A 12,925-nucleotide genomic window follows, 5' to 3' on the forward strand; every position below is an offset into this window, starting at 1 on the left:
CTTAGAGGGTTAAATGAAAGCTTATGAACGATTTAAAGTTGTTTTATATTAATCACTTGGCGCAGATACTGAAGGTTCAACATTAAGAACCCAAGCTTGCAGGAATACCGCTGAAGCAGCGACATGAAATGCGTGGTTCCCGTATTTGACCTTTTGCGGTCGCCCACCACCAAGGAAGTGCAACGACTGCATCACCGCCCTCCATGGACGCCATGGCTGTCAGTCTTTATTTATCAAGTCCGAAAGCTAGCAAAAGCGTAGCGTGCAGACTTCTTCTGCAAATCCGCCGGGGCTTGCAGGCTTGATGTCGGGCTACAAAACCATGCGAATGTGTTCCACCTGGAAAAATCCAGGTCAGACGGCGAATAACGGTTTTCAAGTCACCCAAAAGCACCACAAAGTGTTTTTTTTGCAATAAATGAATAACAATTTTCGGCTTCATTTTCGGGAAAACAGCCTGGAAATAAGCGGGGTTTTCGGCTGCGATCCGACGCGCTGATTCCGTTTCCAGGTCTATCCGAGATTAGGCGCGGGGCCACCGGCAGTGCCGCAGCACGACAAAACGAGACACCGCCGTATTGAATTACGTGGAAGTGGAGTAACGACGCGAAACGCCAAAATTACAGCTGTTGCACGTCACGCGCCGGGCACTCTTCGGATGCGAACTTGGCGCCGAGCATCCGGGTAAACCCTGATTTTACCTTGCCTGCAATCGGGCTCGCACCTGGCCCCTCTGAATCGAATCAGTCGCTGCGGGCGCTGACCTTGGCGTACTCGACGATTCCGATCACGTTGAAAAAAGCGGCGACCAGCCGGTTGACCTCGGAAAATTCGACAACGCGATTTTCAGCCCGTCGGGCGGACACCCAGTTGAGCAGCATGCCAGCCGCCGAAAAATCGACCCGAATGAGCTTGCCGCAGGAAATCTGCATCCTGTCAGCCCCCGCAAGGCTGGCTTCCAGCCGGTCCAGGACTTCCACGGCATCGCCCTGGATCTGGCCTGACAGGTCCACCGACAGAAAGCGAACGGACATGCTTGACGAAAAATCGAGTCCGGAATCGCCGTCCAGATCCATCAGGGTGGAATAGCTGGTTTCGGTGGTCGGCTTGCCGATGATGGTTGCCCGGCCCATGGCGTCGCCCTCTTCGTCGAGAGACTTGTAATTGCAGCGTGCGACTTCCCATGCGGGTGGCGACACCTCGTAGGTAACGCAAAAATCAAGCGCGGTGAGTTCAAAATCATCGGGACGGTGAATGACGCGCAGCATCTCCATGCGCAGCAGCCACCACTTGGGCTCGGTGGCGCGCTCGCCCGAAGGGGTGGCGTCAAGCAGCACCTTTTGCAGTTGCGCATCGCCAAGGAAGCGCAACTGAACAGGCTGGGCGGCCCAGCTGCCGAACACCTTGAGCAAAGGCTCAAGCGCGGCGGCTTCGATGGTCTTGAGATAGCTCCAGTCAAGGCGCCATGGCATCGGGGACCGGGCAATCGCCGTGTTGAGAACGCCCACGGACTGCACGCCCAATACCGACGGACATATCCAGTCGGTGGCCGTGCTGTCGTGCCTGGGTTTTTCGTCAGGCTGGATCAGTGCCTTGACCATGTCCGGCAGCGAAAACCACTGTGGCGCGGAGCGGCCGAAATGCTCGGCGAAATCGAGGGCAGCCGCTTCGAACCTGCCTTGCTCCCCGGTGGCGCGGTACAGATCGAACAGTGCCAGCCAGGTATAGACGTGGTCGGCGTGCGATGCGCCTGGCCGCAAAATATCGAGCAGACCGGCTTCGGCGCCTGCATCATCGCCATTGGCAAACAAAATGGCGGCTTCTTCAAGTTCGGCATCATGCACGATGTGTTCGCGCTCCAGGCCTGTCGCCAGCGACGGCAGCAGTCCCAACGCGCTGCTGTCCGTGGACTTGTCAACGCCTGGAGTCTCGACGCGGACCGGGTTTTTCGGCAGTCCGCCCAGAAGATCGTCGAGCAGGAAGCCGGGGGCCGGCTCGTCGGCCTGATGGACCGAGTCCATTGGGGCAGGCATCGTCGGCTGGAAGGCGGCAGGCAGCGCATCTTGCACTGGCGACTGCCCGGGTTCGGCCCGCGCCAGCGGCAGCGATGCCGGTACGGTGGCTGCGCCGGAAGCGGTCTGGTTCTTTGTTCTCCACCACTGCATCGACATCTGCGCTTCGATGTCGTCGATCTTTTTCAGCGTAATCGCGCGGTCATCGGCATTGGACGTGATACTGTTCTGGAAAAATGAGGGCCTGCTGCCCGGATCGGCCGCTGTACCGGCCAGCACCTCAAGCTTGCGCAACTTGCGCAACATGTCGAATTCACGCTTTCGCACAAAATCGTTGCGCCGCTTGCGCTCGATCATTTCATTGAGCAGCTGCTTGGTGACGGCGTCGTCCTTGTCGCCGTCAAGGGAGTCAAGCTCGGTCCAGTTGGTGGCCGGGTTGCGGACAAACTTGACCAGCTTGGACAACAAGCCGGAAGCGGTATCGTCTTTGGACATGTTGTTCAGTCAGGTCGTTGCGCAGAAGTGGCGGCTCAGTCGCCGAACATTTTCTGCTTGAGTTCGCGCCGCTGCTGGGCTTCAAGTGACAGGTTGGCCGTCGGGCGGGCAATCAGCCGGCCGACGCCGATGGCTTCGCCGGTTTCGTCGCAGTAGCCATAGTCGCCCGAATCGATGCGGGCAATCGACTGCTCGATTTTCTTGAGCAGCTTGCGTTCGCGGTCGCGAGTACGCAGTTCGAGCGCGTGTTCTTCTTCAATCGTCGCGCGGTCCGCCGGATCGGGAACGATGGCGGCGTCTTCGCGCAGATGTTCGGTCGTCTGGCCGGCGCTGTTGTGGATTTCCTGCTTGAGCACCGACAGCCTGTGGCGGAAAAAAGCCAGCTGGGTTTCGTTCATGTACTCGGAATCAGGCATGGCCTTGATTTCCTGGTCCGTCAGCTGGTTGGCCGGCTTGGTCTTCCAGTTGTTGGCCAGTTGCGGGTCCTTGGGAGCTGCCGCATGAACCGGCGGCGCGATGACGCGTTCGGTCATCATGGAATAGCTGGCCTTGGCGGCGTCGGGCGCATGCGTGGGCAGCATGGGCGACGGCGCAGGGGTCTGGATCGCGGTGCGGGCCGAGCTTCTGCGTCCGGGCTTGAGCGGCGCCGAGTCCATGCGCACGGGCGCAGCGGGTGGCGCCTTGCTCGTCTTGGTGTCCTTGGCCGCCGGCTTGGCCGGAGTCTGCACAGGGGTCTTGATTTTCTTTTCTGGGGTATTCACTGAGTCTCTCCTCTGGGAAGCGGCCTGGGGTGATGTCCCGGACCGATTCTTTGCCTGGCCGCCATGGAGCCGCCAAGCCCTACCTGGTGCCAGATAATCTGGTGTGTCTGCGCCAAACCAGCCCTTGACACCGCCCTGAGGCGGCTTTCAGCCCTTGAAGTGAGCGGGTTTCCCCGGAACTGGCTTCCCGATTCAGGTTCCCGGGTATTTTGGTCGGCGCGCGATTGTAGCGGCTTGCCGTCCCGTCGCCGGGAACTCAACAGGAATCCCCTGGAAAATGCTGGCGGCATGGGCGTTTTCATGGCTGATGAAGATTGGATTGAGTCCACAAGCCGCCAGTCTGCCTCAAACCAGGCACTGCTCCAGGCCCTGGATGAAAATATCTTTCGGCAGGTCGATGCCAATGAAGACCATCTTGCTGGTCTTGGTCTCGCCCTCGGCCCAGGCCGGCCCCAGGTCGCTGCCCATGAGTTGGTGGACGCCCTGGAAAATCACCTTGCGCTCCGTGCCTTCCATGTTCAGCACGCCCTTGTAGCGCAGCATGCGCGGGCCGTAGATGTTGACCACCGCGCCCAGGAAGTCTTCGAGCTTCGCGGGGCTGAAGGGCTTGTCCGAGCGGAACACGAAGCTCTTCACGTCGTCATCGTGATGGTGATGGTGGCCCTGGCCTTCGGCGGCGTGCGAGGGGTGGTCGCAGTGCTCGCCGTGAACATGGTCGTGGTCGTGCGGCTCGTCGGCCTTGAGGAAATCCGGGTCGATGTCGAGCTTGGCGTTGAGGTTGAAGCCGCGCAGGTCGAACACGTCGGCAATCGCCACCTCGCCAAAATGCACGGCTTTTTGCGGCGCGCGCGGGTTCATGTGCCTGATGCGGTGCGTCAAGGCATCGACCTCTTCGGGCGTGACCAGGTCGGTCTTGCTGATGAAGATCTGGTCGGCAAAACCGATCTGGCGGCGCGCTTCCTGGCGGTCGTCGAGCTGGGTCTGCGCATGCTTGGCATCGACCAGCGTCAGGATGGAGTCGAGCAAATACTGCTCGGCGATTTCCTCGTCCATGAAAAAGGTCTGCGCCACCGGGCCGGGGTCGGCCAGGCCGGTGGTTTCGATCACCACGCGGTCGAATTCCAGCATTCCCTTGCGCTTCTTGGCGGCCAGCAGTTGCAGCGTCTCGCGCAAATCCTCGCGGATCGAGCAGCAGATGCAGCCGTTGTTCATCTGGATGATGTTTTCCTGCGTGTCATTGACCAGGATTTCGTTGTCGATGTTTTCCTCGCCGAACTCGTTTTCGATGACGGCGATCTTCTGGCCGTGGGCCTCGGTCAGAATGCGCTTGAGCAGCGTGGTTTTGCCCGAGCCGAGAAAGCCGGTGAGGATGGTGACGGGAATCAAGCTCATGGTGGTGACCTAAAAAACGGGAATGTGAGAAATACGCAAGGGCCTGCGTGCCAGGCGAAACAAGCGAGATGAGGACTTTAGCCGCGCCTTCAAGACCCCGAAGGGATCTGGTGCTTCCCGGACAAGCGCTGCAAGCAGCAAAAGGCACCAGCAATTACTATGATTTATATAGCTGCTTATGCCCGCCCATCATGCGCAAACGGCCAATTTAATCCTTAAAAAGCTAGTTTGAAGGCCTTTTGACCAGCACCAGCCCCTTGAGGTATTCGCCTTCCGGAAAGGCCACCGTCATCGGATGGTCGGGCGCGCCGCCCATGCGCTCGCAGATGAAGGCGTCCACGCCGGCGTCGGTTCCGGCCGAGGCGACGATCTTGTGGAACAAATCGGCGCTGATGCCGCCCGAGCACGAGTAGGTGAACAGCACGCCGCCGGGCGCGAGGATGGAAAGCGCCAGCCGGTTGATGTCCTTGTAGGCGCGCGCGGCGCGCTCGGCGTGCGTGACCGTCGGCGCGAACTTGGGAGGGTCAAGCACGATGGCGTCGAAAGTCCGGCCGTCCTTCACGTACTGGCGCAGCATGGCGTTCACGTCGGCGTCCAGCATCGTGGTGCGGCTGGCGTCAAAGCCGTTCAGCGCGACATTGGCCCTGGCGCGCTCGATGGCCGGGCCGGACGAGTCGATCGACGTGACGTGCGCCGCGCCGCCGGCCAGCGCGGCCACGGTGAAGCCGCCGGTGTAGCAGTAGCAGTTCAGCACGTCCTTGAACCCGAGCCGGCGCGCGTAGGCTGAAAACTTCTGCCGGCTGTCGCGCTGGTCCAGGTAAAAGCCGGTCTTGTGGCCTTCGGCGACGTCCAGGCTCAGTTTCCACTCGTGTTCGGTGATGACGATGCCGGTGTCTCCCGAGCCGGCCAGCCAACCCGTCTTTTCAGGCAGGCCTTCGAGCGTTCGCACGCTGGCGTCCGAGCGTTCATACAGGCGCGTGAGGCCGGTTTGTGCCAGCAAGGCGTCAACGATGACCTGCTTCCATTTCTCCGTTCCGCAGCTGGAAAACTGCGCGACCAGCGTGTCGCCGTAGCGGTCAACGACAAGCCCCGGCAGGCCGTCGGATTCGCCGTGGATCAGCCGAAAGCCGTCGCTTTTGATGTCAAAAAGGCTTCTTGCGCTTATCGCCTGTGCGATGCGCGCTATGAAAAAAGAAGCATCAATGCGCTGTGCCTCGTTGAAGCTCCAGACGCGGGCGCGAATCTTGGATGTCGGGCTGAACGCGGCCCAGCCGAGGAACTGGCCGGCGTGGCTTTCGATGCGCACGGTTTCACCGGATTCGGCGCTGCCGCTGGCGATGGCGCCGTCAAAAACCCAGGGATGGCGGCGCAGCAGGGAGCGTTCCCGGCCGTCTTTCAGTCGAATGATGTTCATGCCGCTATTGTCGCGGCAGCCAGCCCGGCTACTTCAGAGGGTCAGGTTCGCGGACTGGCGGCGGCGTTGGCGCTTTGTCGCCCGCACCGTTCGACATCGCCCTGGGATGCGCGGCGTCGTAGATCTTGGCCAGGTGCTGGAAGTCGAGGCGCGTGTAGACCTGCGTGGTGGTGATGTTGGCATGACCCAGCAACTCCTGCACCGCGCGCAGGTCGCCGCTGGACTGCAGCACATGGCTGGCGAAGGAATGGCGCAGCATGTGCGGATGCACCGGCGTGGCCAGCCCGGCCTGCTGCGAGCGCTGCTTCAGGCGCACGCGGATGTGCTGCGGCGTGAGCCGGGTGCCGCGCTGGCTGATGAACAGCGCCTGGCTGCCTTCAGCATTGGGAACCGCCGAAGCGTTGCGCACTGACAGCCAGGCCTCCAGCGCCGCGAGCGCCGCGCCGCCCACCGGCACGCTGCGCCGCTTTTCGCCCTTGCCCAGCACATGCGCCTCGCCGGCATCGCGGTCGATCCAGCCGCGCGCCTGGCCGCTGGCCTGCGCATCGAGCCCGACCAGCTCGCCAATGCGCAGGCCGCAGCCGTAGAGCAGTTCGGTGATGCACCGGTCGCGCGCTTCCAGAAAGGCGTCAACGCCGGTGGCGTCGGCTTCAAAGCGGGCCAGCTGCACCGCCTCATCGACGCTCAGCGCCTTGGGCAGCGGCTTGGCGACCTTGGGCGAGCGCACGTCCTGCACCGGGTTGCCGGGCACCAGCCCCTCGCGGCCCAGCCAGGTGTAAAAACCGCGCCAGCCCGACAAAATCAAGGCAATGCCGCGACCGCTGCGCCCGGCGGAATGCATCTGCGCCACCCAGCGCCGCAAGTGCGTGTGCTTGACATCCAGCAACGCCACGCCGGCCTTGCGCGCCTGGGCCTGCAGCTTTTGCAGGTCGGCGGTGTACAGCTCCACGGTGCGGCTGGCGAGCCGCTTTTCCACCCGGACGTAAGCAAGGTAGCGAGTGACCAGCGGGTCCGGCGCTTCAGGCACGGCGTTTTGCGCGGGCGGCAGGCGCTTCATGCGACGTGTTCGGCGTGTCCGGCGGGCCGCAAGGCGAGCGGCGCCTGCAGGCGCGACAGCGCCGCGCCGGCCAGTTCGCCGAGCCGTTCAAGGAATTCGGTCCCCATGCCGCTGTGAAAACGCTGGGCATCGGGCGAGGCCAGAACCAGCAGGCCGGACACCGGCGCGTCCGGGCCGGTGCGCAGCGCAATCAGCGCCAGCGACTGCGCCTGCGCGGCTTGTGGTAGCCAGCGGGCGGCTTCAAAACCGCCGTTGACGCCGCAATAAGGCGCGCTCAGCGACGCCGCGAAACTCCGCACATCGTCGCTGACATCCAGCGCGAAGCCTTCACCGGCATGCGCAGGGTCCACGCCCCACAGCCTGATGGCGGCCTGCGCAATCTGGAACTCGGCGGCAAGGCTCTCGACGATGGCGCCCGGCAGGTCGCGCGCCTGCGCCGTCTGGAGCAGCCGGCGCGTCCAGGACTGCATCTTGCCGGCGATCACCAGGTTGTCCTGGCCGTGGCCGATCATCTCGGCCACGCGGGTTTCCAGCGCCTTGATTTTTTCCCGCAGCAATCTGGCCTGGCGCTCGGGCAGGCTGACGACGCGGCTGTCGTGGCCGCTGGAAAGCTCCACGGAGGCCAGCAGTTCGGCATGGCGCTCGAAAAAATCCGGCGTTCGGGCCAGGAATTGGGCGATATCGCCTTCGGCGATCGGGTATTGCAGGGAATTCATGCTGGCGTTGTCTCCATTTTTTTTATAACGGCTTCAAGCCTTGCGCAGGGATGCCGCCCGGTCAAAGCATATCGGGAATGTCAATCTCGGCTTCAAACACGGTCGTGGCCGGGCCGGTCATCAGCACCGGCGCATCGAGCGCGCCGCTCCATTCAATCGTCAGCGGGCCGCCGCGCGTCAGCACATCGACGCGCGCATCGAGCAGGCCGAGCCGGATGCCGGCCACCACCGCCGCGCAGGCGCCGGTGCCGCAGGCCAGCGTCTCGCCGGCGCCGCGTTCATAAACGCGCAGGCGAATCTGGCCACGACTGACGACCTGCATGAAGCCGGCGTTCACGCGCCTGGGGAAAGCCGCGTGGTGCTCGATCAGCGGGCCGGTCTGCACGACCGGCGCGCTGTCCACGTCATCCACCAACTGCACCGCATGCGGATTTCCCATCGACACCACCGCTACCAAAACAGGAGCTGCTTGTGCAGGCGCAGCAAGCGCAAGCGGCCATTTTTGCCATGAACCGGCGGCTTGCGGCGTCAAACCGGCAGGGTTGAACGGGATGCGCGCCAGCTCGAACACCGGCGCGCCCATGTTCACCGTCACCCGGCCATCGGGCTGCATGCGCGGCTCGATGATGCCGGCCAGCGTCTTGACCTTCACCGCGCCCTTGGCGGTCAGGCCCTGCTCGCGAACGAAGCGCACAAAGCAGCGCGCGCCGTTGCCGCACTGTTCAACCTCGCCGCCGTCGGCGTTGTGGATCACGTATTCGAAGTCGATGCCTTCGCCCGGCGAGGGCCGCACCGTCAGAATCTGGTCGGCGCCAACGCCGAAGTGGCGGTCGGCCAGGAAACGGTAGTGCGCGGTGGTGAGGCCAAGGGAGCCACGGGTTTCGTCGAGCATCACGAAGTCGTTGCCCGCGCCCTGCATTTTGGTGAATCGGATTCGCATGGGGCGCATTATCAGCTGCACCCTGCGCTGCGCAGAAGCAGTTCGTGGCATGGCGCCAACACACCGGCAAGGCACGGCAGGGCTCAGGAATTTTTTCGCGCCACCTGCGCCCAGACCGTTTCGGCCGTCGGCGCCAGTGCGTCGGTCGTGCGAAAAAGCCGGACTTCCAGCGGCACGTCCCCTTGCTGACCCGCAGCGCCCACAAGCCGTCCGTCAGCCATCTCGGCGCTCACCAGACTGTGCGGCAGCCATGCCACGCCGCGCCCTTCGAGCGCCATGGTCTTGAGCAGAACGGCGTGGTGCGAGGTCATCACCGGCTTGAAGCGCTGCGCATCGAACGCGCCGGGCAGCTGGTCGCGCATGATCTGGCCCAGCCCAGACGCCTCGCTGTAGGCCGGCACCGGCAAGGGTTCATGGGCGCCGCCATCGATGCGGTGCTGCGGCTGGCCGCCGGCATCGGGCACGCTCACCGGCACCAGCCGGTCCTCGCCGACGCAGGCAAAGCTGACCTCGGGCGGCAGCGTGGCCGCAGCACAGCAAAAACTGCATGCGGCGCTGCCGCATCAACTCTTCACAGGCCTGGTAGCTTCGGCTACGGCTTCAACTCCAACGGCCGCTACGGCCAGGCGATGGCGCAATACCCGCTGTTCTGGTACGAGGAAGCCGGCGACCCGCTGGACTACGAGCTGCAGGCCCGGCTGGGCGAGCACTACACCGGCCCGATGGCCACCGGCGAAAACCTGTTCTCGATGCAGGACGCGCGCAACCTGATCCGCCACGGCGGCATGCACAAGGACCGCGACTGGCTGCAGTTCGACTGCGCGTTGAGCTACGGCCTGGTCGAGTATTTGCGCACGCTGGACATGCTCAAGGACCACGGCTGGTCGCCCAGCCGCTGCGTGCCGCACGGCGGCCACCAGATGTCGCTGGCGATTGCCGCCGGCCTGGGGCTGGGCGGCAACGAGTCCTACCCCGACCTGTTCCAGCCCTACGGCGGCTTTCCGGACGGCGTGAAGGTGGAAAACGGCTACGTGACGCTGCCGCCGCTGCCCGGCATCGGCTTCGAGGGCAAGGCGGACCTGTATGCGGAAATGAAGGCGCTGACGAACTGAAACCTCTTTGCACCGCGCCGGGTAGGCGGATTTTCCATCGGCACAGCTGCTACCAAAAAAGTAGCTACTTTCGCCCGCCCATCAAGCGCAAACGGCCATTTAGACCATGATTTGGCAGCGGTGGCCGCTGGCGAATGAATTATGAGGAATGCGCGGTTGACACAAGGTCGTCCAGCCGCCGCATGAAAGAAAAGCGCCCGGTGCTATCGGTTCTGTGCAGGGAGTCTGGTTTACCTGGCTTGTATCGAATGGAAAATCGGTATTCTTTTTATTATCGATTGAGTCGATGACGAGAGTATTAATAGTTACTTATTATTCAATACGTCACATATTATTTGCCGCATTCCTTGAAACTTTAATTACAGGAATATTCAAAATTTACGAGACCGAATCAATAAAATCCGATTAGCATCAATTTAAGGAATGCAGTTCGACTGACCAACTGCAAGCCTGCATCTGTCTGTTGGGCAAGCAAGCGGGAGGATTTCATCATGTCCATTACAAGCGTTTTAGCCAAGCGGTTTTCAAACTACGACAACCAGCAGTCCGTCGGATCAAAGCTGAGGACCAAACGCATCGCTCCCTTGCTGGAGATGATTGACGACGTTTTCAACAAGCATGGCAAGGTGTCCGTCATAGACATAGGCGGGTCGGAGCAGTATTGGGGAATCGTGCCCTTGCAATACCTGACAGAGCGCCATGTCAAGATCACCGTTGTCAATCTTCCGGGAAGCCGATTACCCCCGGACCATGGCCCCTTCCGGTTTGTTGAATCGGATGGCTGCGACCTGGCTCGTTTCGGCGACAAGTCATTTCACATCGCCCATTCAAATTCCGTCCTGGAGCACGTCGGCGACTGGCAGCGAAAGGTTCAATTCGTCAAGGAACTTGAACGCGTCTCGCAGGCCTACTTTGTTCAAACGCCGAACTTCTGGTTTCCGATCGAGCCTCATTTCATGACGCCGTTTTTTCACTGGCTTCCCGCACCCGCGCGCATCTGGCTGGTCAGGCACTTCAAGCTGGGGCATTTTGAAATAGCGGAGTCCGTGGGTGACGCGGTCATGCTGGTGGAGCATGCCGGCCTGGTGACCAATGACATGTTCCGCTACCTCTTCAAGGACGCCCGCATCCTGACGGAACGGTTTTTCGGGCTCCCCAAGTCGTTCATCGCCGTGAAGAAATAAGGCGATGGCCGGCGGAATTCTCCTGACTTCGAGAACTTTCGCGGCGCATGGGTTTTGACAGGCAAGTGCTCGGCCCAAGGCAGTAAGTGCCATCGGCGTGCAGCAAGAACTGGCCCCAAAAGCCATAATCCGCCATGGTCCGACCCACCCAACTCCTGTACCCCCAGCGCGATCCAGCGCCCACCCGCCCGGCCGCCACCGTGCTGCTGCTGCGCGACACGCCGCAAGGCATTGAAGTGCTGATGACCCGGCGCTCCATGACGGCCAGCTTTGCAGCCGGCGCCTACGTCTTTCCCGGCGGCGGCATCGATGCGGCCGACGCGCAAGCGCATGCGCAGTCCACACGCCGCGCCGGCCAGTCCGACCTGCAGCTGACGCAGGCCATCGCCGCCATCCGCGAAAGCTTCGAGGAACTCGGCGTGCTGCTCGCGCGCCATGCCGACGGCCGCCACATCAGCACCGAAGACATTGCCGCGCTCGACCGCAAGGCGCCGTTTGCCGCGCAGTGCCGGGAGCGCGGCCTTTTGCTGGCGGGCGCGGAAGTTTTCACGCTGGCCCACTGGATCACCGACCGCGACTTGCCGCGCCGCTTCGACGTGCCCTTCCTGGTCGCCCGCATGCCGCAAGGCCAGACGCCCGTGGCCGACGAAACCGAGCAGTTCGAGCCCAGCTGGGTGCGCCCGGCCGAGGCACTGGCGCGGCACGAGGCCGGCACGTTCTTCATGATCTTTCCGACCATCCGCACGCTGGAGCGCCTGGCGCGGTACGCCAGCGTCGAGGCGGTGCTGAGCGCCTGCGCGCATGAAAAGCCGCTGTGGATTTCCTGCCCGCGCGCCGGCCTGCTGGGCGGCCAGGATGCGCGCTACATGGAGATTGATGCGCCCTACGGCGAACTGGCGCTGACCAGCCCCGACGGCCAGATCGTGCATTCGCTCGACTGGCAGTTCGAGCAAGCCGTGCCGCTCTTGAGGAACGTCATGCGCCTGACCGCGCCCAATCCCGGCGTCATGACCGGCCCCGGCACCAACAGCTATATCGTCGGCACGGCAGACACCGGCTACATCGTGATTGACCCGGGGCCGGACCACGAGGCGCACATCCGGCGCCTGTTTGACGCGACCGGCGGGCGCATCGAGGCAATCGTCTGCACGCATTCGCATCCCGACCATTCGCCGGGCGCCAGGCCGCTGCAGGCGCTGTGCGCGCACCGGCCGCCGATCCTGGGCCTGCCTTCGGCCGCTACCGCGCGCGCCGATTCCCGGTTCGCTCCTGACCGCTCGCTATTAAATCAGGAGCTGCTCACGCTTACCCATCAAGCGCAAATACACACTTTGAAGGTTTATTTCACCCCCGGCCACGCCGCCAACCATGTCTGCCTGGTGCTGGTCGAAGACGGCCTGCTGTTTTCGGGCGACCACATCCTGAACGGCAGCACGACCATCATCAATCCGCCCGATGGCGAGATGAGCGCCTACCTCGATTCGCTGGACCGGCTCACCGACGCCTGCAACGCGCACGAGATCGACTTCATCATTCCGGCGCACGGCCATGTACTGGGCGAAGCACCGCAGGCGATTGCGCAGCTCAGGGCGCATCGCCTGAAGCGCGAAGCCAAGGTGGCGGCAGCGATGACGGCCCTGCCTGAAGGCACGCTGAACGACTGGGTGGCGCGGGCCTATGACGACACCGACCCGCGCCTGTGGCCCATCGCCCTGCGCTCGCTGCAGGCGCATGTCGAGCGGATCGAGGCGCTTGCGGCCTTGCGTCCCGCATGAAGCGCAATCAGGCGCAACACTTGCTTGCCGTTGGAGCCTTATACTTTTCTTCAGTCGTTCCGCCGCT

11 protein-coding genes and 1 pseudogene are annotated in these 12,925 nt (G+C 62.7%); 3 read left to right on the forward strand and 9 right to left on the reverse strand.

The annotated features are described in order from the left end of the window. Nucleotides 1-226: 226 nt before the first annotated feature. The 9 genes from EC86_RS29915 to EC86_RS27040 all read right to left on the reverse strand — a co-directional run bounded on the left by EC86_RS29915 (nucleotide 227) and on the right by EC86_RS27040 (nucleotide 9,251). Complete coding sequence (locus EC86_RS29915; protein ID WP_232229883.1) at nucleotides 227-442, reverse strand: hypothetical protein; 216 nt, start codon at nucleotides 440-442, stop codon at nucleotides 227-229. A 301-nt stretch (nucleotides 443-743) separates the two neighbouring features. Further along, a complete protein-coding gene (locus EC86_RS0113145; RefSeq protein WP_029526109.1) occupies nucleotides 744-2,507 on the reverse strand; it encodes an STAS domain-containing protein in 1,764 nt (587 codons plus the stop codon). Nucleotides 2,508-2,542: 35 nt separating this feature from the next. After that, nucleotides 2,543-3,361: an RNA polymerase-binding protein DksA gene (dksA, locus tag EC86_RS27795; RefSeq protein WP_084181314.1), complete on the reverse strand. Its 819-nt coding sequence runs from the start codon at nucleotides 3,359-3,361 to the stop codon at nucleotides 2,543-2,545. A 252-nt stretch (nucleotides 3,362-3,613) separates the two neighbouring features. After that, nucleotides 3,614-4,660 carry a CobW family GTP-binding protein gene (locus tag EC86_RS0113155; protein WP_029526111.1) on the reverse strand — a complete coding sequence of 349 codons (1,047 nt, stop codon included), beginning with the start codon at nucleotides 4,658-4,660 and terminating at the stop codon, nucleotides 3,614-3,616. Between the two features lie 223 nt (nucleotides 4,661-4,883). Continuing rightward, nucleotides 4,884-6,074, reverse strand: coding sequence for a class I SAM-dependent rRNA methyltransferase (locus EC86_RS0113160; RefSeq protein ID WP_029526112.1), 1,191 nt, complete (start codon nucleotides 6,072-6,074; stop codon nucleotides 4,884-4,886). Between the two features lie 28 nt (nucleotides 6,075-6,102). Then, entirely contained in the window at nucleotides 6,103-7,131 is a 1,029-nt protein-coding gene (locus EC86_RS0113165; protein ID WP_029526113.1) for a tyrosine-type recombinase/integrase, read from the reverse strand. After that, nucleotides 7,128-7,847 (reverse strand): DUF484 family protein, encoded by a 720-nt coding sequence (locus EC86_RS0113170; protein WP_029526114.1) that lies wholly within the window; start codon nucleotides 7,845-7,847, stop codon nucleotides 7,128-7,130. Before EC86_RS0113170 ends, EC86_RS0113165 begins: the two co-directional genes overlap by 4 nt. A gap of 61 nt (nucleotides 7,848-7,908) precedes the next feature. Continuing rightward, on the reverse strand, nucleotides 7,909-8,787 hold the full coding sequence (gene dapF / locus EC86_RS0113175; RefSeq protein ID WP_029526115.1) for a diaminopimelate epimerase: 879 nt from the start codon (nucleotides 8,785-8,787) through the stop codon (nucleotides 7,909-7,911). Between the two features lie 83 nt (nucleotides 8,788-8,870). Continuing rightward, nucleotides 8,871-9,251 carry a LysR substrate-binding domain-containing protein gene (locus EC86_RS27040; RefSeq protein ID WP_232229884.1) on the reverse strand — a complete coding sequence of 127 codons (381 nt, stop codon included), beginning with the start codon at nucleotides 9,249-9,251 and terminating at the stop codon, nucleotides 8,871-8,873. 153 nt (nucleotides 9,252-9,404) lie between these two features. On the opposite strand from EC86_RS27040, the pseudogene EC86_RS0113185 reads away from it, so the two are divergent. From EC86_RS0113185 to EC86_RS0113195, 3 genes and pseudogenes are all read left to right on the forward strand, one after another. After that, nucleotides 9,405-9,899, forward strand: a pseudogene (locus EC86_RS0113185) (enolase C-terminal domain-like protein); the annotation flags it as partial. 491 nt (nucleotides 9,900-10,390) lie between these two features. Then, a complete protein-coding gene (locus EC86_RS0113190; protein WP_029526118.1) occupies nucleotides 10,391-11,083 on the forward strand; it encodes a methyltransferase domain-containing protein in 693 nt (230 codons plus the stop codon). Nucleotides 11,084-11,217: 134 nt separating this feature from the next. After that, nucleotides 11,218-12,858 carry an MBL fold metallo-hydrolase gene (locus EC86_RS0113195; RefSeq protein ID WP_029526119.1) on the forward strand — a complete coding sequence of 547 codons (1,641 nt, stop codon included), beginning with the start codon at nucleotides 11,218-11,220 and terminating at the stop codon, nucleotides 12,856-12,858. Nucleotides 12,859-12,925 lie beyond the last annotated feature (67 nt).

Origin of the sequence: Polaromonas glacialis, from assembly GCF_000709345.1 — a bacterium.
Classification (GTDB): Bacteria; Pseudomonadota; Gammaproteobacteria; order Burkholderiales; family Burkholderiaceae_C; genus Polaromonas; species Polaromonas glacialis.